A 26996-nucleotide genomic window follows, 5' to 3' on the forward strand; every position below is an offset into this window, starting at 1 on the left:
TGATGTGGAGCCTCAGCTGGCGCGCACGGCCCGCAGGCGCCTGAACACTCCTGCCACCAGGGCCGCCACGCCGAGCACGGCACCCCAGATCCAGAACATGTCGGCCCCCAGCCCGCCGGTCAGCGGCAGGGCTGGTACGGCGGTCTTGTGGTTCTCAAAGGCGGCAGGGAATACGTGGTCCCGGTTGGTGGTGTCCAGGGTGAAGCCGTGCACCTTCCGGTCCAGCCGGTAGCCAGCGGGCGCGGCGCTCTCCACCAGCTGGTAGGAGCCCAGCGGCAGCTCCGTGACCTGGAAGGCCCCGGGGGCCGGGTCCCGGTCCGGCCCCTTGCAGGCGGTGGCGTCGTCGGCCACACAGTCCTGGACCTCCTGGACCGCGGAGGACGCCCCGGTGGGGCCGGTGAGCCGCCAGCTGCTGCCCGCCAGCGGGTGGCGGTTGGCCGCGTCCACCTTCTGCCAGCTCACGGAGCCGTGGGAAGGCTGGTTGACGTAGGCACCCGCCTCCACGGTCCCGCCCACGTGGCTGTCCAGGACCACCACCTCATGCGGGGTGCTGTCCAGCAGGTAGCCCTGCGGCGGGGTCTTCTCCACGAGGGTGTAGGTACCGGGCTGGACGTCGTGCAGCTCCAGGGCACCAGCGGCGGGGTCACGGTCAGGCCCCTGGCAGGCGGTGGGCCGGTCAGCCACGCAGTCAGTGACCTCGACGGCCTGGCGCGGAGTCCGCTTAGGGGTCCAGGTCCACACTGAGCCCGGCAGGGGAGCGGCAGCAGGCGCAGGGCCGGTCTTGGTCCAGCGCACCTTGGGCAGGGCCTGGTTGACGACGTCCCCGACCTGCACGGTCTCACCGTCGGTGGACACCGTGATCTTCTTGGTCTCCGTGCTGCGCACGTAGCCCTGGGGAGCCTTCTTCTCAGTGAGGTCATAGCTGCCGTAGCCCAGCCCGTCCAGACGGAAGACGCCGCCCTGGGGGTCCTGGTCGCCCCCGGTCGCGCAGGGGGTCTTGACGCAGTCCCTGATCTCGCGGGCCGGGCCGGTGGGACTGGTGGGGGTGAGGGTCCACACCGAGCCCGCCAGCAGGGCCTGGGAGCTGCTCACCTTGCGCCAGGTGGCACCGCCCCGGACCGGGCGGTTGGTGCGGGCACCTATACCCAGGGGCGTGCGGACATGGGTGGGGCTGAGCTCAAAAGGATGCTCAGTGGGGTCCAGCACGTATCCGGTCGGGGCGGTCTTCTCCTTTAGGATGTAGCGCCCCAGGGAGACGTCCTCCACGCGGAACACGCCCGCGGCAGGATCCCGGTCCCGGCCCCGGTAGCCCGACTGCCCGGTGTTGTCCGTGACCTCTATGGCCGGGGAGCCACTAGCGGGCCTGATCTCCCACACGGAGCCCGGCAGGTTACTGCCGGTTTCCTGGTCCGTCTTGGTCCAGGAGACCTGGCCCCGTGGGGTGTTGCTCAGCTCGCAGACCACGTCACGCGAAGGGCCGTAGCCCGGAGAGAGCTCGTACTCGGTGCTGGAGATCCTGGTGGGAGACACCTGCTCACCGGTGCCCTGGACCCAGCACTTGAGGTCGGCGTCATAGTCGCGTAAGGAGGCTCCTGCTGCTGCCGTCTCCTTGATGGTATAGGTACGCGACTTGAGCAGGATGAACGGCCCCAGGGGTGCCTGAGATCCTGTGCTGGTGCCGCTTGTGGTAGCCGCGCCCAGCTCCTTGCCGCCTTTACGGGACACTGAGACCCGGAACTGGTCGCGGCTGTTCTTCCGGCCGACGACGTTCTTCTGGACGTACAAGGTGGAGGGCGAGGCACAGGAGGCGAGGTCTGTGGAATAGGTCAGGTCAAGAGGCACAGGGTTGCTTAGGGACTGCCCACTCTCTGGGTCGATAGTGTAGACGTGCGCCTTATAGAGCCACTGCCGACCGTCCCAGTAGTTCTGGTTGTACTGGATAATGAGCCGACCATACTCATCAAAAGCCAAGCCGTTGTAGCCACCTGCACCAGTTGTCAGCGACTGACTGCTCCCCCTGGAGATCGTGTACTCCACGATGTTCTGCGGCAGAAGGGACTCCGCCCTGACCGGCACCATAATAGTATGACCGTCAGCGTTGTTCCACAGGATAAACATATCCCCCGCGGCGGAGAACACCAGGTCCCCGTTACTACCCGTAGGTGTTTCAACGTTCCCAACGTAAACGTATCCGACAAAGAGGATCCTGCCTCCAGCAACCTTGTGCAAGGAGAAGTGGGTGTCATTATTGCTGTCCTTAGTGAACCCCCCGAAGTAGTACTCCGCATCCGGATCCTTGGGGTTTATACCGCCAGCGACTATACCAGTAGGACGGAGCTCCCCGGGCAAGGGGCCCCTGACCACCCTCCTAGCCCTACCAGAGGCAGCATCCCACCGGTAGACACCTATCGCTGGATCATTGCTGGCACTCAGGTCCTCCTGACGGTTGATAGACCAGGCCACCCGACCATTAGCGCCCACCGCTAAGGCATTGAAATCCGCACGACCCTCCTGGTTTTTGAAGCGAATGGCCGTACCGTCGTACACCCCAGAGCCGTCAGGTACGCCCGCCTCCTCATGGAGACGGTAGACACTACCGTCGCTTGTCATCGTGTAGTAGTCCCCCTGCGCACAGGACAACGGATTAGCACGGTCCGCCACATTTGCCGCACTGCCAGGCTGACCAGCCAGCCCGATGACCGGCACCGGACTTGGGTTGCCCCCGTCCGAGGAGACCTCCCCCCGGGAGGCGGCGACATCAGCCGCCTGCGGGACCAGTGCCAGACCCACAACCCCTAGAAGAAGCAGGAACCGGGCGGCCACCCGCCTTGCTCGGCAGCCTGGGACGCGAGGCATGTACAGGCCCTCCTCTGGGTGCTCAGAACTAACACTCCCCACTCAGGCCTACTGCGATACACCTTTAGCGGGACCTAGCCACCATAGCCCCGCGCCCCGCCCTTGAGACCAGGCGATACGATCCTGCAATAGATACGTGCTATGAATAATATTGTTGCCGGAGAGGAGAGGCAAGGCCCCCGGGAGGCCACACAGGCGGCAGACCTGGCCCTCAAAGCAAGAACCAGCCCTCCGCACCCGGAAGCAGCAAATTGACCAGCCAATTGCCCTCCAGCGGGAATTTAATCTCGGTCACCGGCACTTCACGGTACGGGCTCCCGCGCAGCGGCCCGCGCTAGAACCTCCTACAAACTACGCCCTTGAGCACGCCCCCACCCGGGTGCCCGGCCCCGCGCGCACCCACGGTGCAGTCCCCTAGGCGCCCCTCACGAGGACCCAGCATTCTCTTGTCGCGGTGCGGTCACAGCCTGTCCCGCACCTGTCAGGCAAAGGACAACCGTTCGGAAACGGCTCCGCAAGCACCCCACCGGGAGCCCCCTGCCAGGCAAAGGTTCTACGTACCACCCTGAGACACTGTGGCCGAGCCCAAGACAGCCGCCGGGCCAGCCTCACCCTGTGCGGTCCCGTCACGGGGGCAGACTCGCCCCGACCCGGGTCGCAGGTGCCGGTCAGGGCTGCTCGGTCAGGTCCTTGGTAGTAGCGTCTGCGGCCGCCCGCTGTACCGCTTTGGTGCCTTTGACAGCCGCGGCCTTGGTCTCATATGCCTGGCTGGTAGCCACCACCTCACCATTGCCCGCCTTGAGACGGAAGCGGAACTTGCCTGCACTGTCCTCGTAGATCTCGAACTTGCCCGCCATTGGATTCCCCTCTCTTTGCGGAAGTACTTAAAACGAGTATGGCATGCAGGTTAATGCCAGGGAAGCACCTACCACCCCGCTCCACCCTCCCCGCCAGCCCTCCATACGTGAGGTCACCCCAGTCCTGCCGGACACGCGCGTACCACACCGGGGACCAGCCGCCTAGCAGCACGGTTACCCCGTTAGGGAGCTAGCAGCAACAAGGTACGTTCTCGCTATAAGGCAGCACCCCTGCCTGTTCAGCACCAGGCAGCACGCCCCGCACCACACCGGTCCCATCGCGTAGGGTGGGCACGCCCCGCAGCCGCCACGAGCACTGGCCCGCACCTGACAGCCAGGTAACGTGCCCCCCAGGCCCGTGCGGAGCAAACCGCAGACCACACCACCAAAGGACCCGATGAGCAACAGCAAGCAGCCCCAGTCCCCCCGCACCCAGCAGGCCCTCCCCCGCCCCTCCTGGGTGGAGATCTCCCACGTCAACGAGATTCTCCGGCAGGAGACCACCGGCGGCATCCTGCTTACCATTGCCACGTTCTTCGCCCTGGCCTGGGCCAACCTGGCCCCCGGAAGCTATGAGGCGCTGCGGGAGACCCATGTTGGTCCCGCGTCACTGCACCTGAACCTCTCCCTGGGCCACTGGGCGGCCGACGGGCTGCTGGCCGTGTTCTTCTTCCTGGCCGGGCTGGAGCTCAAGCACGAGCTGGTGGCCGGGTCGCTACGCTCCCCCGGCAAGGCGGCGCTACCGGTTGTCGCCGCCGTCGGTGGCATGGCGGTGCCCGCACTGCTGTTCACCGCCATCAACTGGCACGCCGACGGCGCTGCCCTGCAGGGGTGGGCGATCCCCACCGCCACTGACATCGCCTTCGCCCTGGCGGTCCTGGCGGTAGTCGGCACCCAGCTGCCGGCGGGGCTGCGCACCTTCCTGCTCACGCTGGCCGTCGTCGACGACCTGCTGGCGATCATCGTGATCGCGGTGTTCTACACGCACGACCTGCGCCCCGAGCTGCTCCTGGCGGCCCTGGTACCCATCGTGTGCTTCGCGGCCGTGGTACGGCGTCGCCGCACCACCTGGTGGCTGCTGCTGCCCCTGGCCTTCGCAGCCTGGGCGCTGGTGCACGCCTCCGGGATCCACGCGACCGTGGCCGGGGTCCTGCTCGGTTTCACGGTCCCGGTCCTGCGGGAGGGCACCACGGGGGTGCGCGACGTGGCCCACGACCTGGAGCACCGCTGGCGCCCGATCTCCGCAGGGATCGCGGTGCCCCTGTTCGCCTTCTTCGCGGCGGGGGTCACGATCGGCGGCTGGGGGCGTCTCGGCACCGCCCTGACCGACCCGGTGGCCCTCGGGGTGATCGCGGGCCTGGTGGTCGGCAAGACCGTGGGGATCCTGTCCACCACCTGGATGATGGCCCGCTTTACCAGGGCCCAGCTGGACCCCGAGCTGTCCTGGCTCGACGTGGCCGGGGTGTCGGTGCTGGCCGGGATCGGCTTCACCGTGTCCCTGCTGATCGGGGACCTGGCCTACGGCGGCGCCAGCGAGCGGGCGGAGGTGGTCAAGATCGCCGTCCTGGTGGCCTCCCTGACGGCGGCGACCCTGGCGGCCGTGGTGCTGGGCGCACGCAACCGCGTCTACCGCCGTATCAACGCCGCCGACGCCGTTGACGCTGACGCGGACGGCGTGCCCGACGTCTACGAGACCGAGGCGCAGGCCTGAGGCCGCGGCAAGGTCAGGGACCCGGCTCGGGCGTGAGCGGTCTGCGTTCCCAGCTGGCCACAGGGCCGTCCACCACCCGGAACAGGGGGTGTGGGGCGGCACCGGTCAGGCGGGGCAGCCACTGGGGCTCACGGACGGTGACCTTCTGCCGCAGGTGGGCCAGCTCCAGCTCCAGCTGGCCGGTGGTGACGGTCAGGGAGCCTGCCGGGGCGGGGTCGGCGGCGATCAGCTCCCGGTTAAAGCGGTAGCCGCGGGCGGTGGCCTCCCGCTGCAGGCCACAGAGGAAGGCCGCGATATGGGAGGCGGGGTCGCTGGTGGCCTTGAACCGCTCCAGCTGGGGGTGGTTGCGGTAGCCCTTGGTCCGGCCCTGGAGGACCTTCTGGGCAAGCAGGGCCTCACGCCAGCAGGCGACCAGCGCGGCACGGTCCAGCAGCGCCGGGTCCAGGCTCCAAAGCCTCATGGGAGCTCCTTTCTGCGGTGCTGGCAGTAGTCCGGTGGCAGTGCTGGCGGCGGCGGTCGTGTTAGCGACGACGGCGGTTTCGGTGGCGGTTGCGTTAGCGAAGGCGGCCAGGCTGGAGGTTGCGAAGACGGCGACGGCGTCGGTCGGATGGGCGGGCAGGTTGGCAGTGGTTCTGAAGGCGACGGCGGCGTCGGTTCCTGCGATGACTCTTATGGCAGCGGGAGGGCTCCGACTGTGCGGAGGATGCCCCTAGAGCGCCACGGTCAGCCCGCGGCGGGGAAGGCGCGGACGGCTGCGGCGCAAGAGCCCCCGAATGCGTCGTGGTCAGTCCACCGGCCGCCGGGCCACCAGGACCATGAGCCGCTGGTCCGGGCCGCCGCTGAACGGGGTGCGCCCCCAGTCACCGTAGGTTGCCTCTACCTGCAGCCCGGCTGCGCAGAGGTCTGCCCGCAGCTGCTCGTGGCTGCGGAACTGGAGGCGCTGCTCGCCCGCCAGGACGTCACCGTCGTCCAGCATCTCGTTGCGGTAGGTCATGACCACTATCCCGTCGGCGTCCGGAGGGGTGGTGGTCAGCGACTCCCGTACCGCGCCCACGGGGGTCTGTCGCACTGCGGGGGCGGCCTGCCAGCCTTCCCACGCCCGCGCTACGGGATTGCGCGTCTCAAAGGCAAGTACCCCACCTGGCCGTAGCCCGGCGGCGATCGCCGCCAGGGTCTGGGGCCAGGCATCTCCGACGATGTGCATGGCGACGTTGCCGGTCATGACCACCAGGTCGGCTAGGCCCGGCGGGATCTGGTTGGCGGTGCCTGTCACCCACTCGACGGCGTCCCCGCCGGGGCGTGAGTGTGCGCGCTCCAGCATGGCTGGGGCCGGGTCGATACCGAGTACGCGTCGGCCCGGGGCCGCCAGCGTCACCGTGAGGATGCCCGTCCCGCAGCCCAGGTCGACGATGCTGCGGGCCCCGGTCTCGGCGGCCAGCGCCCGGTAGAAGTCGTGGTCTGCTCCCGCCGGGTTGTCGACGTCGTAGATGACGGCAAGACGTGCGTCGTTGAAAGGCGTGGCGCTGGCGATGACGTCGCTGGGGCTCATACTGCCAGGCTAGCCGCGCGTGATAGGCGGGCCGGATATGGCCACTCGCTATCGCACCGGAGCCCGACCTCGTTGCCAAAGGCCGACGCTAACCTCTATGACCAGGGGGCGAAGTCCTCGCAGCCGCCCACCACTGACAGGAAGAGACATGATTGACGTCCTGCGCACACGTTTCGTCGCCCACCCGCACCGTCACGTCGGAGTGCGGTGGGAGCAGGTGGCAGAACGCCTGGCGGAGCATCCCGAGGCGCTGCGCTCCTTGGAGCGTCTAGAGGCCTCCGGCGGTGAGCCCGACGTCGTCGGCATTGACGAGCAGTCCGGCGTCCTCACCTTCTATGACTGCTCGGTGGAGTCGCCTGCGGGCAGACGGAGCCTGTGCCTCGACGAGGAGGCCCTGCGCGGGAGAAAGCGAAACCCGCCTCGGGGCAGCGCTGCTGGCGAGGCTACGGCAGCCGGGGTGCGACTCATGGGAGAAGACGAGTACCACCACCTGCAGCGCCTAGGCGAGTTCGACCTGAGGACCTCGACGTGGCTCGCCACTCCCCCGGCAGTGCGGACGCTGGGTGGGGCACTGTTCGGTGACCGACGCTACGGGCGGGTGTTCATCTATCACAACGGCGCAGACTCGTACTACGCCTCCCGCGGGTGGAGGGGCGTGCTGGAGGTGTAATCGCCGTGCTCGACTCCGACCTGGCCCACTAACGTGCCAGGAGCCAGGACTAAGGCGGGGTAGGGCGGCGGGCGTAAGTCCATTTCTACGCAAGGTCAAGACCGCTCCAGCCGACCGGGCCCCTCCGTCGGCTCATCAAACGGTGGGACGGAGACACCCATAACACCTTCACACGCTCGGCCGGAACTCGGGTGTGAGAGGTCCTCATATATGAGGCTAAACACCCCGTCCCCTCAGTGCTTACCAGCCTCTCGAAACTCAACCCCCACACCACTAAGAAGAGTGCGTACACGCGTGATCGAATATCCGGTTTGATCGCTGATCTCACGAATGCTGGCACCAGCCTCATACTCTGCACGCAGCTTGTTGCCGATAACCACTTGATTCTCAGGAGTCAGGCGCTCATGCGGCTTCAATGCCGGTACGAGAAGCGGCCCCCCCGCGTAACCCCGATAAGTCTTTCCGCGCGGCACAACATCCTCTGCAGACTCATCCCCCCAGACCGACCAACCTTCACGTGGGTGGCGCGCAAACATTTCAAGAAATGGGCCGGGAGAACAGGATTCAATGAGGCCGTATTGCTCGTCTGGCTTACGCGAGTGCTCACGTTTTCGCGTTTCGATCATATTGACTTGACGACGCGCTGGAGCAAGTGTGCGCATAGAACCCCGCACCCCAAAAAGGATTAGTTCGGTGACGTTACGGAAATAGAAGCCCACCCCGCGGCCATCAGGACCCCCATCTTTTCGACGCTTCGCCCAAACTAGGTTTGAGACATATCGGAAACCCCAAGCCTCCATAACAGCCAGCCCCTCGGGAAGCAGCGCGTTCGGAACCCAGAGGTAGAGGTGAGCATTTTTAGTTGTCACATCCGCAACAGGGAGCGCCTTAATCTCTTCCAGGCTCATAGTTGAGTAGCGATCAAGGCGACGATGCTCGGGAGCAACCTTCCCTGTGCGGTTTTGAAAACGCCACGGGGGGTCCGCCAGGACGGTCTTGAAACCGCCATCAACATGAGGAAGGGGCGCTACATCAAAGTTATCGCGCAGTGGTTCAGCAGGAAAGGTCATATCTAAATCATATCATAAGTAGATCTCATGTGAGATCCACTTTGACAGTGTCAAGCCTCACTAGTCGACTGAAGTTGCGTGCCGTCAGAAAATGTAAATCCTTTTAGAATATCCATCGGAAGTCCGCGCACCTTCTCGGGTTCAATGCCTACACACAGCAGTGGACACTCTCCACCACCACCCATGTCAATCATGGGCGTCAACTTGTTCCAGTGAGTCGTTGCCTTACCGTACTTCGTCTTTGGATACTCACCAGCAGCACCCAGGAACTCCAGAAGCTCCTGCAAACGAGGCCCCCTCGTTACGATGACCCCGACAGCAATGACACCTTCCCGGTGTAACGCCTGAAAGTTGTTGAGGTCTCTATGAAAAAATGGATCCTTGTTATTCCACTCCATCTCGTCGGCGATGCCGGGATAACCCCCATCATCCCCCATGGTAAAGACGTCAATCTCGTGGTTGCGTACACGATATACAGGCACACCATCGACGAGCTTTTCTATCGTCACATTGTGCTTAGACCACCCGCGTTGCGTTAGCCCATCATCGTGGCGTGCGGTGTGCCGTGCACGAGAGCCGCCACCCGCTTTGATGTCCTCTGCGTAGTCAATATAAAAGTCCTCCAGATTACCTACGATGTCGACATACTTTTGAGGGAACGCGTCGCGTAGAATCAGGTCAGCATAGCGTGTGACGCCATACTTGTAACCAGAGGGGAACACCACCTGCGGATCGCACACTGCACCTGGAAGTTGCTCCATGTCGGTACTCGATACAGCCCCGGTCATTTCTTGCCCCCAGACGTAAGCCCGCTTCTGAACTCCACGACGTCGCCGTCCTGCATGACGTAGTCCTTGCCCTCCATGCGCATCTTGCCGTGGGCGCGGGCCTGCGCGATGCCACCCTGCTCCATGAGCTCGTCAAAGCCGATAACCTCCGCCTTGATGAAGCCCCGCTCAAAGTCGGTGTGGATCACGCCCGCAGCCTGGGGGGCGGTCCAGCCCTTGCGGATCGTCCAGGCGCGCGCCTCCTTCTCCCCCGCCGTCAGGTAGGTCTGCAGGCCCAGCGTGTCGAAACCGACCCGCGCCAGCTTGTCCAGGCCCGACTCCTCCTGCCCGTTCTCGTGCAGCATCTCCGCCGCCTCCTGCGGCTCCAGCTCCACCAGCTCGGCCTCGAACTGGGCGTCCAGGAAGATTGCCTCCGCCGGGGCCACCAGCTCACGCAGCCGGGCCTGCTTGGCGGAGTCGTTCATACCGGCGTCGTCCATGTTGAACACGTAGATAAAGGGCTTGGTGGTCATCAGCTGGAAGGAGCGCAGCACCTCCGCGTCCAGCCCCTTGCGCTCCGCCACGGCGGACAGCAGCGTGCCCTCCTCCAGGACCGCCAGCGCCGCCCTGGCGGTCTCCAGCACCGCGGGGTCGGTCTTCTTGCCGCGCACCTCCTTCTCCAGGCGCGGCAGGGCCTTCTCCAGGGTCTGGATATCCGCCAGCACCAGCTCGGTCGCGATGGTCTCGATGTCGCTGGCGGGCTCGACCTTGCCGTCCACGTGCACGACGTCGGGGTCGTCAAAAGCGCGCGTGACCATGCAGATCGCGTCCGCCTCCCGGATGTTGGCCAGGAACTGGTTGCCCAGCCCCTCCCCCTCGCTGGCGCCGCGCACGATCCCGGCGATGTCCACGAAGGAGACCGTCGCGGGCACCGTGCGGACCGAGTGGAAGAGCTCGGCCAGCTGGTCCAGCCGGGGGTCCGGCAGCGGCACGATGCCGACATTCGGCTCGATGGTGGCGAAGGGGTAGTTCGCCGCGAGCACGGTCGCGCGGGTGAGGGCGTTGAACAAGGTGGACTTGCCGACGTTGGGCAGTCCGACGATTCCGATGGTAAGAGCCACGTGCCGAGTCTAGACGCAGCCTCTGACACCTTCCTCCCGCCGGTTCTCTAGCCCCTCTCTCCGGGACCATGCCACAGCTCCACTCACCGCCACCACGCACCGCCCAGAGGATGACAGGCCAGCCCATCGAAGGCGCCCGCGCCGCGCACCGCACGAAGCTCCTGCCGCAGTTAGTGTCGTACCCCTGTGGCACGGTGGATACATGTACTCCACACACACGGTCTTCCCCTATGTGCTGCTCCTGCTGGGCACGGTGGTGGGGGTGCTGCTGGGTTACGCCCTGGCAGCCGCCCGCGCCAGCACCGCCCGCGTGCACTGGCGTGACGAGGTCGCCACCCTGCGCGCCGACGCCGCCGCCTGGCAGGCCCGGGCGGAGGAGCTGGAGGAGCGCGCCCAGCTGGCGGAGGAGCGCAATGAGCGCGACGGCGCGGTACTGCGCGTCCTGGCACCCGTGCGCGCCCAGCTGGAGCAGGTGGGGGCCAAGGTGGAGCAGATGGAGCGCTCGCGCGCGGAGCAGCACGCCAGCCTCTCCGAGCAGCTGCGCTCGGCCGCCAGCGCGGAGCGGGAGCTGTCCCGGGCCACCACCCGGCTGGAAGGTGCCCTGCGGTCACGCTCTGCCCGCGGCCTGTGGGGAGAGGTGGAGCTGGCGCGGATCCTGGAGGCCTCCGGCATGCTGCCGCACATCGACTTCCTGGAGCAGAAGGCCGTCGGCGCTCCCGGCCCGGAGACGGGACTGTCCCGTCCGGACGTGGTCGTGCGCCTGCCCGGGGGCGCACACCTGGCCCTGGACGCCAAGGTCCCCCTGGACTCCTACCTACAGGCCAGCGCCAGCCCCGCAGGCCCCACCGCCACCGAGGCGGAGGCCCGTCGGCAGGAGCTGCTGCAGGCGCACGCCAAGGCCCTGCGCCGGCACGTGGACGAGCTGGCTGCCCGGCGGTACGACCGCTCCCTACCCTCCGCCCCCGAGCTGGTGGTGCTCTTCGTGCCCGCCGAGCCGGTGCTGGCCGCCGCCCTGGAGGCCGACCCGACGCTGCTGGAGCACTCCCTGGGCAAGGGCGTGGCCCTGACCTCACCCGCCTCTCTGCTGGCGCTCCTGCGCACCTGCGCCACCGCCTGGGCCCGGGCCGCCGTCAACGACGACGCCGCCGCCCTGCTGGAGCTAGGCCGCACGCTCTACGAACGGCTCTCAGTGGTTGCTAAGCATATTGACCAGCTTGGTTCAGCCTTGCAGCGTAGCGTGCACGCCTACAACCGGCTCGCTGGCTCGGTGGAGTCCCGGCTGCTGGTCACCGCCCGGTCCTTCACCTCACTGGCGCAGGAGCTGCCGGAGGTCCAGCCCATAGACCCAGACAGCGCCCAGCTGCGCCAGCTCTCCAGCCCCGAGCTGGGCTTGGACCAGGCTTGGAGGGCTTGACGGCCCCGCACTCACCCTGCAAGCCAGCCAGCCTGCGGCAGGCCGCCCCCTAGGTCCCATACGGATTGCTACCATCCCGCTAGCCTAGCCCTCCCTACTACCTACCAGCAGTCAGATGCGTAGTGGGATACCAGGAGCCACCGCGCCCGCGCCCCAGCCCACCAGACGCCTGGATTCAGGCCGCATACCGCGGATCGCAGGACAGCCCTCCGCCACAGCACGCATGCGGCCCGCGTGCAGCACCCCGCATGACCCACAAGTCCGCATTGCGCCGCATGCTACCCGCACACAGGAAACTGAGACTTCTTTGTTATATCAGCGTTCCTCCCAGTTCAGCCCAACCTAGAACCGCACCTTTCCAGCATTACGGTTGATAAGCGGTAGGTACGGAGGCAGCCGGGAACTAGTGTGTAACACATTGGCAACCACTGATTAGGAGGTTCAGGGCATATGTCTGTTAGCGCACCGACCCTCGACCGGACACCCCGGTCAGGCATGTTCGGCAAGTCCGCCCCTGAGGCCCCCACGGAGACCCGCTCCGTTCTAGACCGTCTTCGGTCCCTGGCAAGTGAGCAGCAGCGCCTCCAGGACGCGCTGCAGATCCTGCGCAACGAGCGTGACCGGCTGATCCTCAAGGGACTGTCCTTCGGCGTCAGCTCTTCTGAGCTGGCCAACACATCACATCTCACGGGAGCCCGCGTGCGCGCCATCGCTGACGCCGCCGCCACCTCCTCCGCCCGTGAGCGCGTCGCCCAGGCTGTTGCTGGCCTGGTCTCTCACGAGCCCCCCATGTGCACCACCTACGGCGCCCTCGCCGACGCCGTCGGCATCGGCTCCGCCAAGGGCGTGGCCTCCTCCCTGGCCACCAACCCGGACGTGACCGGCCGTGAGGGAGCCCGCGTGCTCCTGCTACGTTGGGCCACCCCGGCGCTGGGGGGCTACGTCATCCCGGAGCACGAGCCCGCGTGGCAGACCCAGGGGGACGACACCGCCTCCCGCCTGGAGTGCCTGCAGGCCGAGGGCCTGGTCACCCAGGTCCACTCCCCTGAGGGGCCGGTCTGGGTCGTGCCCTTCGAGCGGGTCTGCGCGGACCCGCGCCGCCTGATCTCCCTGATCAACAAGTAGGCGCAGACCAGGTAGACGCACTACCTAACTACTGAGGCCGTCGGCACACCGCAACAGGTACCGACGGCCTCAGCGCGTCAAGCACGCCAACCGCCCAGGTGCCCCGGACGTCCCGGGTGCCGACTAGCCTGTAACCGGAGGCGGACGCCAACCACCCCGGAGCCCAGGACGTCCCGCAAGACTCACCCACCTGCGCCGTCCACACGTACAGCAGCCTCTGCAACCGCGCACCAGAGCACCACACCCACCATGCAGCGCCACCCCGGGGAGGCCACCTCGTCACGAAGACGCCGCCCTCGCAGAAGAAGCATGCAAGGCCACCCCGCGGACCCCACGCACAAGGCAGCGGCGCCGCAGAGCAGCCCCGCTCAGCAGGTACCGCTCAGCAGGTGTGGTCCGCCCGCACCTCCCGGCGACCGTGCTCAGGGGCCACACCCCCGGAGGCGGCCATCAGGTCCGCCCGCAGGTTCTTAGGCAGGGAGAAGGCGATCTTCTCGGTGGCCGTCACCACCTCCTCCACATCAGTGAAGCCCAGCTCACCCAACCTCTCAACGACCTCACGCACCAGGATCTCCGGCACCGAGGCGCCGCTGGTCAGCCCCACCGTGCGGGCCCCCTCCAGCCAGGCCGGGTCGATCTCGCTGGCGTAGTCCACCCGATGGGCGGCCCCCGCCCCCGCCTCCAAGGCGACCTCCTTGAGGCGCACCGAGTTGGAGGAGTTGCCGGAGCCCACCACGATCACCACGTCGCAGCGGGGTGCCAGCACCTTCACCGCCGCCTGGCGGTTCTGGGTGGCGTAGCAGATGTCGTCACCGGGCGGGTCGGTCAGGTGCGGGAAGCGCTCTCGCAGCAGCCGCACCGTCTCCAAGGTCTCGTCCACGCTCAAGGTGGTCTGGCTGATCCACACGACCTTGTGCGGGTCACGCACAGTCACCTGGTCCACCTCATGGGGCCCGTTGACCACCTGGATGTGGTCCGGGGCCTCCCCCTGGGTGCCCTCCACCTCCTCATGGCCGGTGTGCCCCACCAGGATGATGTCGTAGTCCTCCTTGGCGAAACGCACCGCCTGCTTGTGCACCTTGGTGACCAGGGGGCAGGTCGCGTCAATCGTGGCCAGCCGCCTGGCCGCCGCCTGCTCGTGCACGGCCGGGGAGACACCGTGGGCGGAGAAGACCACCCGCTCCCCCTCCGGCACCTCGTCGGTCTCCGAGACGAACACGGCCCCGCGCTTGGAGAGGGCCTCCACCACGTACTTGTTGTGGACGATCTCCTTGCGCACGTAGATGGGGGCGCCGTAGTGGGCCAGGGCCTGCTCCACGGCGTCCACCGCCCGGTCCACGCCGGCGCAGTAGCCGCGCGGCGCCGCCAGCAGCAGCTTCTTGCCGCTACCTGCGGCCGGGCCTACGGCGTCGTTCTCGACTGAGACAGCTTCACTCACACCCCCACTGTGCCACAGGGCGCGAGCCTGGCTCACTGCCGTGGCACAGTGTTCCCCGTGACAGCCACCAGCCCAACGCCCCCAGCCAACGGCCCGGCCCTGCCGCGGCTCGCCCGGGACACCACCGCGGAGCACCCCTGGCCACTGCGCGTGCTGTCCACCAAGATCGGCGAGTACGTGGACAAGATGACCGGCGTGTGGGTGGAGGGCCAGGTGGTGCAGTTCAACCGGCGGCCCGGCTCCGGCATGCAGTACCTGACCCTGCGGGACCCGGAGGAGGACATGTCCATGTCCGTGTCCCTGTTCACCCGTGAGCTGGCGGCCATCGAGCAGCGCACGGGGGCGCCGCTGCAGCAGGGTGCCCGGGTGGTCGTGCACGCCAGGCCCCGCTTCTGGACGCGGCGCGGCAGCCTGGACCTGCGCGCTGACGACATCCGCCCGGTAGGCGTGGGCGACCTGCTGGCCCGTATCGAGCAGCTGCGGCGGGTGCTGGCCGCCGAGGGCCTGTTCGACGCCGAGCGCAAGCGGCCCCTGCCCTTCCTGCCCCGCCAGGTGGGTCTGGTGTGCGGCCGCAATGCCAAGGCCAAGGACGACGTGCTCGTCAACGCCCGCCTGCGCTGGCCCGGGCTGCCCTTCCATGTGCGGGAGGTGGCGGTGCAGGGCACGGCCGCCGTCCACGAGGTCAGTGCCGCTATCCGGGAGCTGGACGCCGACCCCACGGTGGACGTGATCGTGGTGACCCGGGGCGGGGGCGCGGTGGAGGACCTGCTGCCCTTCTCCGACGAGGGCCTGGTGCGCACCGCCGCCCAGTGCCGCACGCCGCTGGTCTCCGCAATCGGGCACGAGACCGACTGCCCGCTGCTGGACCTGGTGGCCGACTACCGGGCCTCCACCCCCACCGACGCCGCCCGCCGGATCGTGCCGGACCTGGCCGAGGAGACCGAGCGCCTGGACTCGGCCCGCGAGCGCCTGCGCGCCAACCTGAATGCGCGCCTAGAGGCCGAGCAGCGCCAGCTCGACCAGCTGCGGGCCCGCCCGGTCATGACCGAGCCTTCACTGATGCTGCGCGACCGCTTCACCGAGCTCGCGCAGCAGCGGGAGCGTCTGAGCCGCGCCCTGGACAACAGGATCAGCCTGGCCCGGGCCCAGCTGGCGGCGGAGCAGGCGCGGCTCACGGCCTTGTCCCCCCAGGCAGTGCTGGACCGGGGCTACGCGATCCTGCGCCTGCCCGGCAGGAAGATCCTAAGGAGCGCGCAGGACGTGAAGAAGGGGGACCTGCTGGAAGGGGTGCTGGCCTCAGGCCGCCTGGTGGCCCAGGTGGTGGGGGCCACCAAGCCCCCCACGCCTACCGGGACCACCGGGCCTACCGGGCCCACCGGGACTCGTGCCTGACTTGTGCATTTCGGCTCGACTTGTGCCGGAATTCGGCACAAGTCGAGCCGAAATGCACAAGTGGGTGGGGCGGGCAGGCGCGTGGGACAATATGGGCATGAGTGCACAGACCCCTCAGACACCTCCGGCGGGCCTCAGCAACGCCGCTGACGGCTCCGCCAACGACGACGTCGCCACCATGAGCTATGAGCGAGCCCGGGAGGAGCTGGTTGGCGTGGTCCAGCGGCTAGAGGCCGGGCAGGTCCCCCTGGAGGAGTCCCTGGCCCTGTGGGAACGGGGCGAGGCCCTGGCCGCCCGCTGCCAGGGCTGGCTGGACCAGGCCCGCGCCCGCCTGGAGGCCGTGGCCCAGGACAGTGCTCCCGCCGACGTCTGAACCGTTCCCGACGGGACGCTCACGCCGCGCCCCCGGAGCCAGGCAGGCCCGGCACCCGGCGGCTGGCACCCAGCCCGGCAGGCCCGGCACCCGGCAGCTGGCACCCAGCCCGGCAGGCCCGGCACCCGGCAGCTGACACCCAGCCCGGCAGACCCAGTCCGGCAGGCCCAGTATCCGGCAGCTGACACCCAGCCCGGCAGACCCGCCCCTCACCCACTCCGCAGCCACCCGGCCAAGCAACCCACCCAGCCCATACGGCCCGCACAGCCCTAGCCAGCAAAGAAGCCCTCTCATAACCTCAGTACCCGGCGCCGCAGGACGCGCCCTCGCCAGCAAAGGAGCCCCTCATGACCCCAGCACCCGGCCCCGCAGGACGCGCCCTAGTCATCGGTGAGGCCCTGGTAGACGTCGTCGTCGCCCCGGGAGCGCAGCCACAGGAGATCCCGGGCGGCTCCCCGGCCAACGTGGCCCTGGGGCTGGCCCGTCTGGGCCGGGAGGTGGAGCTGTCCTGCTGGATCGGCCAGGACGAGCGCGGCCAGGCCGTACGGCACCACCTGGAGTCCGCCGGGGTCCGTCTGAGCCCGGGGGCTGACGGCGCCCAGCGCACCAGCACTGCCCAGGCGGTTATCGGGGCGGACCGGGCCGCCACCTACAGCTTTGACCTGGAGTGGGCCCCGCCCTTCCCCGACCCGGTTCCCGGCAGCGCCCCGCTGCTGGTGCACACAGGCTCGATCGCCGCGGTCCTGGAGCCCGGATGCGCCACCGTGGAGCAGGTGCTGCGCGCCTACCGGGACACCTCCACCACCTGCTACGACCCCAACGCACGCCCCCAGCTCATGGGCACCGCCGCGCAGGCCCGCGCCACGGTGGAGCGCCTGGTGGCCCTCTCGGACCTGGTCAAGTGCTCGGACGAGGACCTGGCCTGGTTCTACGGCCTGGACCGCAGTGACGACGACGCCGTCGAGACGGTCCTGCGCCAGTGGCTGCAGGACGGCCCCGCCGTCGTGGTGGTGACCCGCGGCAAGCGGGGGGCCCTGGCCCTGTCCGCCTCCGGGGCCCGGGTGGAGGTGCCCGCCGACCCCAGCGTGGTGGTGGTGGACACGGTGGGTGCCGGGGACTCCTTCATGGGCGGCCTGGAGGACGGCCTGTGGTCCGAGGGCCTGGTCGGGGCCTCGCAGCGCGCGGCCCTGCGGGCGATCGACGCCGCCACCCTGGAGCGGGTGGTGCGGCACGCCTCCGCGGTCGCGGACGTCACGGTCTCACGCAAGGGCGCCAACCCGCCCACCCGCGCCGAGCTGGCCTGAACCAGACCGACCCACACCCAACCAGCCCGGGCCGAACCAGCCCACACCGAGCTGGCCTGCACCGGACCTGACCCGCCGCAGACACCCATGCAGGAGCCATAGGCAGGTCACCCCCTTGCTCCGGCCCCGTATGACGGCACGCTCCGCACAGGCCCTGGGGCCGTGCGGGCCGGTCCTGTTGCGGGCCGGTCAGTACTGGGGCACCTCGTCCAGCATCTTGGTGACCAGCTCGGCGATCTGCGAGCGCTCGGTGCGCACCAGGTCGATGTGGGCGAACAGCCCCTCGCCCTTGAGGGACTCCACCACGCTGGCCACGCCGTCCCAGCGCCCTACCCGCAGGTTGTCCCGCTGGGCGACATCGTGGGTTAGCACCACCTTGGCGTTGTGGCCGACGCGTGAGAGCACTGTGAGCAGCACGCCGCGCTCCAGGGACTGGGCCTCGTCCACGATCACGAAGGCGTCGTGCAGGGAGCGCCCCCGGATGTGGGTCAGGGGCAGTACCTCCAGCTGGCCCAGGTTGACCACGCGCTCCACCCGCTCGGCGGGCACCACCGAGTTCAGGGTGTCGAACACGGCCTCCGCCCAGGGCTGCATCTTCTCCTCGGTGTCCCCGGGCAGGAAGCCGAGGGTCTGCCCGCCCACCGCGTACAGGGGCCGGAAGACCATGACCTTGCGCTGCTCGCGGCGGGTGACTACGGCGTCGAGCCCCGCGGCCAGGGCCAGGGCGGACTTGCCGGTGCCCGCGCGCCCACCCAGGGAGACGATGCCGACGTCGGGGTTGAGCAGGTGGTCGATGGCCACGCGCTGCTCGGCGCTGCGCCCCCGCACCCCGAAGACCTCCCGGTCCGGGGCCACCAGCCGCAGCTCACCGCTGACCAGCGTGGCCAGGGCCGAGCCGCGCGGGGAGGTGAGCACGGCCCCGGTGTGGGCGGGCTGGTCGCTCAGGGCGGTCACCGACTCCGGGGTGAGCAGGCCGCTGACCTCCAGGCGCTCGTCACGCCACAGGGCGGACATCTCCTCCTCGGTGAGGGCGGCCCTGACCATGCCGGTGTAGACCTCCTCGCTGGCCAGCTCATGGCGGTACTCGTCCGCAGGCAGGCCCACGGAGGCCGCCTTGATGCGCATGGGCAGGTCCTTGGAGACGACGGTGACCTGCGCGCCGCTGTTGGCCAGCGTGACGGCCACGGACAGGATGCGGGTATCGTTGTCGCCCATGCGCATGCCCACGGGCAGGACCTTGTCGTCTGAGCCGTTGAGCTCCACCCGCAGGGTGCCACCCGCCTCGTTGAGCTTGATGGGGCGGTCCAGGCGCCCGTGCTCCGCCCGCAGGCGGTCCAGCAGGCGCAGGGCCGAGCGGGCGAAGTAGCCCAGCTCCGGGTGGTGCCGCTTGCCCTCGAGCTCGGTGACCACCACCACCGGCAGCACGACGGCGTGCTCGTCGAAGCGCAGCATGGCGTGGGGGTCAGACAGTAGTACGGAGGTGTCCAGGACGTAGGTGCGCATCTTTGCCTTCCGGAAGAGACTGGGCAGGACTGGGACAGGACCAGACCACAAAAAACCCTGATGTGCTTCCTGTCACACTATACCCTTGAGGGGGTGGCAGTGCCCGCCCCTTCGCAACTACCCCCTCCCCCGGCAAGCCGCTTCCAGGGAGGAAGGTCACATTTACGAGCCAAGACCGTGACACCGGCCGCCCAGTTAGGACAGAATCAGTTTCATCATTTACATCACATGTTGCGCCGCGATAGATAGCCGACATCAATTTGTATTTGCTGGTCCCTATAGACCGCAAAACGCACCACGTACCACCACGACCCCAGGAACGCCCGCAGACGACCACGCCGTCGCCTGGCCCGGACTCCTCCGGCCGAGACGGCACCCGGCGCGCGCTCCACGGTCCTAGACGAGAGAGACCATGGACGACACCACCATCCGCATCCTCCTGTACAGCCACGACGCCCAGGGCCTGGGCCACGTACGCCGTAACCTGGCTATCGCCCACCACCTGGCAGAGGAGCTCCCCGCCCTGACCGGCTGCCAGGTCTCCGGGCTGCTGGTCTCCGGCGTCTCCCACGCCGACAGCTTCCCCCTGCCCAAGGGCTTCGACTGGCTCACCATCCCCGGGGTCACCAAGGGCCTGGGCGGGTACGAGCCCCGCAACCTGGCCGGGCCCGCCGCCCGGCTCATGAACCTGCGCTCCGTGCTGCTGGAGTCCACCCTGCTGGGCTTCGGCCCCGACCTGGTCATCATCGACCGGCACATCTACGGGGTGTGGAAGGAGCTGCGCGAGCCCCTGCACCGCCTGCGCACCCTCCTGCCCGACACCAAGGTGGTGCTGGGGCTGCGGGAGGTCCTGGACGACCCCGCCGTCGCCGTCAAGGAGTGGCGCAACCTGGGAGACCCCGGCAAGCTGCGCGCGGTGGTGGACGAGGTGTGGGTCTACGGAGATCAGCAGGTGCACGACCCAGTGGCCACCGGGGAGGCCCCCATCACCCTGGGCGACCGCACCCGCTTCACCGGCTACCTGGCCGAGGGCCGGGGCCACGCCGACCACGCCACCCCCCTGTCCGAGGAGCCCTTCATCCTGACCACCGCCGGAGGCGGCTCCGACGGCTACGCCCTCATGCGGGCCGCCGCCGGCCTGACCGTCCCCGAGGGCCACCGCCACATCCTGGTCACCGGCCCCCAGCTGGACGAGAACGAGCTGGAGTCCGTACGTGCCGCCGCTGGCCCCCGCACCCAGGTGCTGCGCTCCGTCAAGGGCCTGGGCCAGCAGATCGACGCCGCGGCCGCAGTCATCACCATGGGCGGCTACAACTCCGTGTGCGAGGTGCTGGCCACCACCACCCCGGCCCTGGTGGTCCCCCGCGAGGAGCCCCGCACCGAGCAGCTCATCCGTGCCAGCTCCCTGCAGGAGGTGGGCGCCCTGGACCTGCTGCGCCAGCAGGACTTGAGCACCGACGCCCTGAGCCAGTGGGTGGCGGGGGCCGTGGGCCGCCAGGTGGACCGCTCCCACCTGGACCTTGACGGGCTGCGCACCGTCTCCCGCTACGCCGCCGAGCTCACCCAGGCCGCCTGGGCCCCCGCCCCCGAGCGCGGCCAGGTGGAGCCCCGCATCGGCTACGTCCTGAAGGTCTACCCCCGCTTCTCCGAGACCTTCGTGGTCACCGAGATCCTGGCCCGGGAGGCCCTGGGAGACGACCTGCGCATCTACGCCATGCGCCCCACCAGCGACACCCGGTTCCACCCGGAGATCTCCCGGGTCAAGGCCGAGGCCAAGTGGATGTTCCGCCCCTACGGGGCCATCACCTCCTGGGAGCAGATGTCCCAGGCCATCCACCACCCGCGGCTACGGGACAACTTCGCCCACCTGCTGCCCGAGCTCTCCACCCTGCCCGGTGACGAGGTGGCCCAGGGCGTGGCCCTGGCCAAGGCGGTGCTGGACGACGGCATCACCCACCTGCACGCGCACTTCGCCTCCCTGGCGGGGCGCATGGCCTGGATAGCCTCCCGCCTGACCGGGGTGCCCTACACGGTCACCACCCACGCCAAGGACATCTACCACGAGTCCGTGGACCCGGTGTGGCTGCGCCGTATCTGCAACGACGCCGAGCGCGTGATCGCCATCAGCCGCTTCAACGAGGACTACCTGCGAGGCGTGCTGGCCCGTACCAAGGCCAATGTGAGCCTGCAGTACAACGCGCTGGAGCTGGACCGCTTCCCCTACCAGGAGCCGATCCCCCTGAGCAGCCCGCTGCAGGTGGCCGCCGTAGGCCGCCTGGTGCCCAAGAAGGGCTTCGCGGACCTCGTCTCCGCCGTGGCCCTGGCCCGCAGCCGGGGCCTGGACGTGAGAGTACGCCTGGCTGGCGAAGGGGGCCTGCGCGCCGCCCTGGAGGACCAGATCCACCAGCTGGGAATCAGCGACTACTTCAAGCTGATCGGCCCCCGCAACCAGGCCGAGCTGCGGGAGCTGATAACCAGCTCCCACCTGTTCGCCGCCCCCTGCGTGACCGGAGAGGGCGGCAACATCGACGGCCTGCCCACTGTGGTGCTGGAGGCCATGGCCTGCGGCACCCCGGTGGTAGCCACCGCCGTCTCCGGCCTGCCGGAGGTGGTCCGCGACGGCGACACCGGCGTCCTGCTGGAGCCCGGCGACGTCGAGGCCCTGGCGGCCACCCTGGAGCGGGTCGCGGCGGGCGAGGTGGACCTGCTGCGCTTCTCCCGCAACGCCCGGGCCCTGATCGAGGAGCAGTTCGACAGCCGCAAGCAGGCGGCCACCCTCTCGGCCTGGCAGTCTGACGTCCACAGCCGCCACTACGACGACCACAAGGGAGGCCACTGATGCGTGTCGCCTACATCTGTATCGACCCCGGGATCCCGGTATTCGGCACCAAGGGCGCCTCCGTGCACATACAGGAGGTGGTGCGCGAGCTGCGCAGCCGCGGGCACGAGGTCACCGTCTACGCCACCCGCCGCGGCCAGGAGGTGCCCGCGGACCTGGAGGACCTGGAGGTGGTGGACCTCCCGGTGGGCACCAAGGACCCCGCCGCCCGTGAGAAGGCGCAGCAGGAGGCCTCCCAGCAGGTGGTCCAGATGCTGCTGGGCACCGGGGTGGACCTGGTCTACGAGCGCTACTCCCTGTTCAGCACCGCCCTGGCCGGGCTGCACGCCGCGGAGGGCACCACGGGCGTGCTGGAGGTCAACGCGCCCCTGATCGACGAGCAGCGTGAGCACCGGGTGCTGCTGGACGAGGCCGGGGCCCAGGAGGCCCTGCGTGCCCAGGTCGCGGCCGCCGCGGCTACCGTCTGCGTCTCCGAGCCGGTGCGCCAGTGGGTGCTGGAGCACACCGCAGGCGGCCGGGTCCACGCCGTGGCCAACGGGGTGAGCGTGACCCGGATCTTCCCGCAGCCGGAGGAGCCGGGCGCCCCCGTGGTCACCTTCGTAGGCACGCTCAAGCCCTGGCACGGGGTCGGGGACCTGCTGCAGGCCGCCGCGCTGGCCCGCCAGCCCTGGCGGCTGCGCGTCATCGGCGACGGCCCCCAGCGGGACGCCTTGCTGGCCCAGGCCCAGGAGCTCGGCCTGGAGGTGGACTTCCGGGGGGCCGTCAGCCCTGAGCAGGTACCTGCGCACCTGGCTGGCTCCGCCGTCGGCGTGGCCCCCTACCCGGACCTGGGCTCGGAGCAGGCCCAGTACTTCTCCCCCCTGAAGGTCTACGAGTACCTGGCCGCCGGGCTGCCCGTGGTGGCCTCGGCAGTCGGCCAGATCCCCCAGATCCTCGGCCCCGCCCAGGAGGGCACCGGCACCGGCTTCCGCAGCACCGCCACCGGCGCCCTGACCCCGCCCTCCGACCCGCAGGCCCTGGCCAGCGCCCTGGACCACCTGGCCGCCGACCCGCGGCTGCGCGCGCAGGCCGGGGCGCAGGCCCGCAAGCTGGCCCAGGAGAAGCACTCCTGGTCCGGGGTGGTAGGACAGATCCTGGAGCTGGCGGAGGCAGGTGACAGCCGTGACTGAGAAACCTGGAAAGGTGGAGGGCCGGGCCCTGCGTCGCAGCCTGCGGCTGGTACGCCCCGACCTGCGCCAGCAGCGCGGGCTGATCGCCGGGGGCACCGTGGCCCTGCTCCTGGAGGTCGTGTTCCGCGTCCTGGAGCCCTGGCCCATGAAGGTCGTTATCGACGCGGTCTCGGCCTCCCTGGGGGCCAACGTCTCCCAGGCCCCGGCCACCCTGGGGCTGCTGCTGCTGTGCGGCGCGGCCCAGGTGGCCGTGGTGGCCCTGCGCGCCCTGACCAACTACCTGGCTACCGTGGCCTTCGCCCTGGCCGGCTCCCGCACCGCCACCCTGCTGCGGGCCCGCGTGTTCCGGCACGTGCAGCGCCTGTCCCTGCAGTTCCACGCTCGCAACCGCAGCGCCGACACCGTGCAGCGGATCGTCTCCGACGTCGCCCGCATGCAGGAGGTGGCGGTGACCGCGGGCCTGCCGCTGCTGGCCAACGTCATCACCCTGCTGGTGATGCTCTGCGTCATGGTGGTGCTGGACCCGGTGCTCTCGCTGGTGGTCGTGGTGGCACTGGGCCTGTTCATCCTCAGCTCCACCGGCACCTCCCAGAAGATCGCCGTCGCCTCCCGCAAGACCCGTAAGGGTGAGGGCCAGCTGGCCAACACCGCCCAGGAGTCCCTCTCCGCCATCAAGGTGGTGCAGGCCTACGGCCTGGAGGAGCACATTGAGGGACGCTTCGTCTCCGCCAACCAGACCTCCCTGCGGGCGGGGGTGCGCTCGCGCCGCCTGGCCGCCCGCCTGGAGCGCTCCACCGACGTGATCGTGGGCCTGGCCACCGCCCTGGTCATGGTGGGTGGCGGTCTGCGGGTGCTCGACGGCGCCATGACCCCGGGGGACCTGGTGCTCTTTGCCACCTACCTGTCCACCACCATGAAGCCCATGCGCGACATGGCCAAGTACACCGGCCGTATCGCGCGGGCCTCGGCCTCCGGCGAGCGGGTGGCGGACCTGATGGAGATCACCTCAGAGGTGGTCAACCCCGACGACCCGGTACGCCCGGACGAGGTGGTGGGCTGGATCGGCTTCCAGGGCGTGCGCACCCAGTACGACGGGCACGAGGTGCTGCGCGGCGTGAACCTGACCGTCGGCCCCGGGGAGAACGTGGCCTTCATCGGCCCCTCCGGCTCCGGCAAGTCCACCCTGGTGTCCCTGCTGGTGCGGGCCCAGGACCCCACCAGCGGCGTAGTCACCCTGGACGGGCACGACCTGCGGGACCTGGACCTGACCCAGCTGCGTGCCAACGTGTCCCTGCTGCACCAGGAGGCGGTCCTGTTCACCGGGACCATCCGCGACAACATCCGCCTGGGCCGCCAGGACGCCACCGACACCGAGGTCGAGGAGGCCGCCCGGGCCGCTCACGCCCACGACTTCATCACCCGTCTGCCCGAGGGCTACGACACGGTGGTGGGTGAGCGCGGCGGCACCTTGTCAGGCGGCCAGCGGCAGCGGGTGGCGATCGCCCGCGCCCTGCTGCGCAGCTCGCCGGTGGTGGTGCTGGACGAGGCCACCACCGGGCTGGACCCCGAGTCCGCCGGGCTGGTCATGGACGCGATCGCCCGCCTGGTGGAGGGCCGCACCACCTTGGCAGTCACCCACGACGTCGAGATGGCGCTGCGCGCCACCCGCGTGGTGTGGGTGCAGGACGGACGGATCCTGCTGGACGGCAGCCCCCACGACCTGCTGGCCACCAGCCAGGAGTTCCGTGACTGGGTCACCGCCTCCGGGCGCGCCTCAGACGAGATCCGCATCGGGGAGCGGCCGTGAGCGCCCCCAGCGCCGCCCTGCAGGCCCTGCGGGACCTGCCTGGGGTGCGCCGCGCCTGGCCCGGCAAGCACGGTGAGCTGGTCCTGGAGCGGCACGACGACCAGGGGCGGCTGCGCGCGGGCCAGATCGCGCCGGACGGGACCGTCACCATGGTGGGCTTCGCCACCGACCCGCGCCTGCCAGCCCTGGAGCCCCCCGCCCGCGGTGAGCTGGTGGTCCACCGCCTGGGGCGACGGGCCGTGGTGCTGGAGCCCGAGCGGGCCGTCAAGATCCTGCGCCCGGGCCGGGCTCCCGCCGTCGCCGAGGTCACCGCAGCCCTAGCCCAGCGCTGCGCCGCCGCCGGGCTAGGGGCCGCCCAGGTGGTGTCAGCCACCCCCGACACCCTGAGCACCACGCTACTGCCCGGACGGACCCTGCACGACCTGGGGGCGGCTGGCCGCCCCGGCTGGGAGGTGCTGCTGGAGCGCTGGCCCACGCTGGCCAGCCAGGAGGACACCAGCCTGTCCGCGCACGGCCCCGCCCAGGAGGCCCAGGTGCTGGAGCACTGGCTGTCCCTGGTACGTGAGCACGGCGCCCTAGAACCGGTGGAGGCCCTGGGCCAGCAGGTCAACCAGGTGCGCCAGGAGCTGCTGGAAGGACGGGCTGATCCTTACGTCCTGCTGCACCGGGACCTGCACGACAAGCAGCTCCTGTGGGACGGCCGCACCCTGAGCGTCCTGGACATGGACACCGCTGCGCGCGGCGAGGCCGCCCTGGACCTGGGTAACCTCCTGGCCCACCTGCGCCTGCGGGTGCTGCAGGGGATGCTGCCCGCCGCCCTGGCCCAGGAGCTCCGGCCACGGCTGCGGGACCTGGCGGCGGACCTGGGGGCCAGCCCCAGCCGCCTGGCCCTCTACACCCGGGCCGCCGCCCTGCGCCTGGCCTGCGTATACGCCTTCCGCCCCTCCTCAGCCTCCTGGATGCCCCGCTGGCTGGAGGAGCACCTGGACGCCCGCGCCCCGCAGCAGGACTAGCGAGCCGCAGCCGGGCTAGCGCACCGCCTCAGACACCAGGGACCGGTCTGTGACGCACATGCCGGCCCCGCGTCCTGCGGCCCCGGAACCGGGTTTGCCGCTGCCCGGAGCCCCGCCCTCGTCCTGCTACCGGGCGCACGAGCGTACGGGTGACCGGTAGCCGGGTCGTGCGTGGGGCCGCGCCCTGGCCCGAGCCCGCTGACGGACTGCCGCAGGGCACCGGTCTCAGCGGCCTAGACGCCGGTCCCGCCGCCCGTAGTCGCGCAGCGCCCGCAGGAAGTCCACCCGGCGGAAGGCGGGCCAGTTGACCTCACAGAAGTAGAACTCGGAGTGCACCGACTGCCACAGCAGGAAGCCGGAGAGCCGTTGCTCCCCCGAGGTGCGGATCACCAGGTCCGGGTCAGGCTGGCCCTTGGTGTAGAGGTGGGAGGTGATGTCCTCCTCGCTGAGGCTGTCTGCCACCTGCTGCAGGTCGTGCCCCTGGGCGGCCCGCTCACGCAGCAGGTCCCGCACCGCGTCCGCGATCTCCTGGCGGCCCCCGTAGCCGACGGCGATGTTGACGCGCACCCGTCCGTCCTCCGTACCGTCCGGCGCGGTGGTCACGAGCTCGGTGCTGCTGGCGGCCCGGGCCAGGCGGGAGGCGACGTCGTCGGGCAGCAGCTCGGTAGCCCCCACGATGCGCAGGCGCCACCGCCCGGAGCCAGCCAGGTCGTCCACGGCGTCGGTGATGATCCCCAGCAGGGGGGCGAGCTCGGCGGGGTCCCGGGAGAGGTTGTCGGTGCTCAGCAGCCACAGGGTGACGATGCGCACCCCGGCGGCCTCCGCCCAGCCCAGGAACTCCGCGATCTTGTCCGCCCCACGCTGGTGCCCCTGCGAGGCCCCCATGCCCACGGAGCGGGCCCAGCGGCGGTTCCCGTCCAGGATCACCCCCACGTGGCGCGGCACCCTGCCCGGGTCAAGCTGGGCGGCCAGGCGGCGCTCGTAGAGGTCATATATGAGCCTGTCACCAGCCATAGCC

At 69.4% G+C, this 26996-nt stretch carries 21 protein-coding genes and 1 pseudogene; 12 read left to right on the forward strand and 10 right to left on the reverse strand.

Annotated features, from left to right (window positions below):
- Nucleotides 1-12: 12 nt before the first annotated feature.
- Together JG540_RS08610 and JG540_RS08615 are read right to left on the reverse strand one after the other, a co-directional pair.
- Nucleotides 13-2076, reverse strand: coding sequence for a SpaA isopeptide-forming pilin-related protein (locus JG540_RS08610; RefSeq protein ID WP_200275368.1), 2064 nt, complete (start codon nucleotides 2074-2076; stop codon nucleotides 13-15).
- Between the two features lie 1448 nt (nucleotides 2077-3524).
- On the reverse strand, nucleotides 3525-3713 hold the full coding sequence (locus JG540_RS08615; RefSeq protein ID WP_200275370.1) for a YegP family protein: 189 nt from the start codon (nucleotides 3711-3713) through the stop codon (nucleotides 3525-3527).
- A gap of 397 nt (nucleotides 3714-4110) precedes the next feature.
- Here JG540_RS08615 and nhaA point away from each other — a divergent pair, with 397 nt between their 5' ends.
- A complete protein-coding gene (gene nhaA / locus JG540_RS08620) occupies nucleotides 4111-5424 on the forward strand; it encodes a Na+/H+ antiporter NhaA (RefSeq protein ID WP_200275373.1) in 1314 nt (437 codons plus the stop codon).
- A 13-nt stretch (nucleotides 5425-5437) separates the two neighbouring features.
- Here the strand turns inward: nhaA and JG540_RS08625 are convergent, their stop codons facing one another.
- Entirely contained in the window at nucleotides 5438-5884 is a 447-nt protein-coding gene (locus JG540_RS08625) for a pyrimidine dimer DNA glycosylase/endonuclease V (RefSeq protein ID WP_200275374.1), read from the reverse strand.
- Between the two features lie 324 nt (nucleotides 5885-6208).
- Complete coding sequence (locus JG540_RS08630) at nucleotides 6209-6973, reverse strand: class I SAM-dependent methyltransferase (protein WP_200275375.1); 765 nt, start codon at nucleotides 6971-6973, stop codon at nucleotides 6209-6211.
- A 148-nt stretch (nucleotides 6974-7121) separates the two neighbouring features.
- On the opposite strand from JG540_RS08630, the gene JG540_RS08635 reads away from it, so the two are divergent.
- The gene (locus tag JG540_RS08635; protein ID WP_200275376.1) at nucleotides 7122-7643 is read left to right on the forward strand and encodes a DUF4256 domain-containing protein; all 522 of its coding nucleotides are present in this window, start codon (nucleotides 7122-7124) and stop codon (nucleotides 7641-7643) included.
- A gap of 233 nt (nucleotides 7644-7876) precedes the next feature.
- Here JG540_RS08635 and JG540_RS08640 read toward each other — a convergent pair whose 3' ends face one another.
- From JG540_RS08640 to ychF, 3 genes are read right to left on the reverse strand one after another with little or no spacing between them, the layout of a single operon-like run.
- Nucleotides 7877-8713, reverse strand: a complete 837-nt coding sequence (locus JG540_RS08640; protein ID WP_200275377.1) for an MT-A70 family methyltransferase — start codon at nucleotides 8711-8713, stop codon at nucleotides 7877-7879.
- Between the two features lie 50 nt (nucleotides 8714-8763).
- Nucleotides 8764-9501: a BglII/BstYI family type II restriction endonuclease gene (locus JG540_RS08645; RefSeq protein ID WP_200275378.1), complete on the reverse strand. Its 738-nt coding sequence runs from the start codon at nucleotides 9499-9501 to the stop codon at nucleotides 8764-8766.
- Nucleotides 9498-10601, reverse strand: a complete 1104-nt coding sequence (gene ychF / locus JG540_RS08650) for a redox-regulated ATPase YchF (protein WP_200275379.1) — start codon at nucleotides 10599-10601, stop codon at nucleotides 9498-9500. The genes JG540_RS08645 and ychF overlap by 4 nt, the downstream gene beginning before the upstream one ends.
- Before the next feature lie 202 nt (nucleotides 10602-10803).
- Here ychF and JG540_RS08655 point away from each other — a divergent pair, with 202 nt between their 5' ends.
- Both JG540_RS08655 and JG540_RS08660 read left to right on the forward strand, forming a co-directional pair.
- Nucleotides 10804-12015 carry a DNA recombination protein RmuC gene (locus JG540_RS08655; RefSeq protein WP_200275380.1) on the forward strand — a complete coding sequence of 404 codons (1212 nt, stop codon included), beginning with the start codon at nucleotides 10804-10806 and terminating at the stop codon, nucleotides 12013-12015.
- Nucleotides 12016-12465: 450 nt separating this feature from the next.
- Nucleotides 12466-13140 (forward strand): hypothetical protein, encoded by a 675-nt coding sequence (locus JG540_RS08660; RefSeq protein WP_234042771.1) that lies wholly within the window; start codon nucleotides 12466-12468, stop codon nucleotides 13138-13140.
- Nucleotides 13141-13522: 382 nt separating this feature from the next.
- Here JG540_RS08660 and JG540_RS08665 read toward each other — a convergent pair whose 3' ends face one another.
- Nucleotides 13523-14578 carry a 4-hydroxy-3-methylbut-2-enyl diphosphate reductase gene (locus tag JG540_RS08665; protein ID WP_200275381.1) on the reverse strand — a complete coding sequence of 352 codons (1056 nt, stop codon included), beginning with the start codon at nucleotides 14576-14578 and terminating at the stop codon, nucleotides 13523-13525.
- A 57-nt stretch (nucleotides 14579-14635) separates the two neighbouring features.
- Here JG540_RS08665 and xseA point away from each other — a divergent pair, with 57 nt between their 5' ends.
- From xseA to JG540_RS08680, 3 genes are all read left to right on the forward strand, one after another.
- Complete coding sequence (gene xseA / locus JG540_RS08670; RefSeq protein ID WP_407648319.1) at nucleotides 14636-15970, forward strand: exodeoxyribonuclease VII large subunit; 1335 nt, start codon at nucleotides 14636-14638, stop codon at nucleotides 15968-15970.
- A gap of 91 nt (nucleotides 15971-16061) precedes the next feature.
- Nucleotides 16062-16343 (forward strand): exodeoxyribonuclease VII small subunit, encoded by a 282-nt coding sequence (locus tag JG540_RS08675; RefSeq protein ID WP_200278310.1) that lies wholly within the window; start codon nucleotides 16062-16064, stop codon nucleotides 16341-16343.
- A gap of 347 nt (nucleotides 16344-16690) precedes the next feature.
- The gene (locus JG540_RS08680) at nucleotides 16691-17647 is read left to right on the forward strand and encodes a carbohydrate kinase family protein (protein WP_200275383.1); all 957 of its coding nucleotides are present in this window, start codon (nucleotides 16691-16693) and stop codon (nucleotides 17645-17647) included.
- Nucleotides 17648-17836: 189 nt separating this feature from the next.
- On the opposite strand, the gene JG540_RS08685 is transcribed toward JG540_RS08680, so the two are convergent.
- Complete coding sequence (locus JG540_RS08685) at nucleotides 17837-19150, reverse strand: PhoH family protein (protein ID WP_200275385.1); 1314 nt, start codon at nucleotides 19148-19150, stop codon at nucleotides 17837-17839.
- A 1120-nt stretch (nucleotides 19151-20270) separates the two neighbouring features.
- Here JG540_RS08685 and JG540_RS10435 point away from each other — a divergent pair.
- The 5 genes and pseudogenes from JG540_RS10435 to JG540_RS08705 all read left to right on the forward strand — a co-directional run.
- Nucleotides 20271-20612: pseudogene (locus tag JG540_RS10435) on the forward strand (glycosyltransferase); the annotation flags it as partial.
- Between the two features lie 138 nt (nucleotides 20613-20750).
- A complete protein-coding gene (locus JG540_RS08690) occupies nucleotides 20751-21989 on the forward strand; it encodes a glycosyltransferase (protein ID WP_234043007.1) in 1239 nt (412 codons plus the stop codon).
- Nucleotides 21989-23158, forward strand: a complete 1170-nt coding sequence (locus JG540_RS08695) for a glycosyltransferase family 4 protein (protein ID WP_200275387.1) — start codon at nucleotides 21989-21991, stop codon at nucleotides 23156-23158. The genes JG540_RS08690 and JG540_RS08695 overlap by 1 nt, the downstream gene beginning before the upstream one ends.
- 28 nt (nucleotides 23159-23186) lie before the next feature.
- Nucleotides 23187-24965 (forward strand): ABC transporter ATP-binding protein, encoded by a 1779-nt coding sequence (locus JG540_RS08700; protein ID WP_200278314.1) that lies wholly within the window; start codon nucleotides 23187-23189, stop codon nucleotides 24963-24965.
- Nucleotides 24962-25978, forward strand: coding sequence for a phosphotransferase (locus JG540_RS08705; RefSeq protein WP_200275389.1), 1017 nt, complete (start codon nucleotides 24962-24964; stop codon nucleotides 25976-25978). Before JG540_RS08700 ends, JG540_RS08705 begins: the two co-directional genes overlap by 4 nt.
- A 225-nt stretch (nucleotides 25979-26203) precedes the next feature.
- On the opposite strand, the gene JG540_RS08710 is transcribed toward JG540_RS08705, so the two are convergent.
- Nucleotides 26204-26992 (reverse strand): isoprenyl transferase, encoded by a 789-nt coding sequence (locus tag JG540_RS08710; protein ID WP_200278316.1) that lies wholly within the window; start codon nucleotides 26990-26992, stop codon nucleotides 26204-26206.
- Between the last annotated feature and the right edge of the window lie 4 nt (nucleotides 26993-26996).

This window comes from Actinomyces weissii (genome assembly GCF_016598775.1).
Classification (GTDB): domain Bacteria; phylum Actinomycetota; class Actinomycetes; order Actinomycetales; family Actinomycetaceae; genus Actinomyces; species Actinomyces weissii.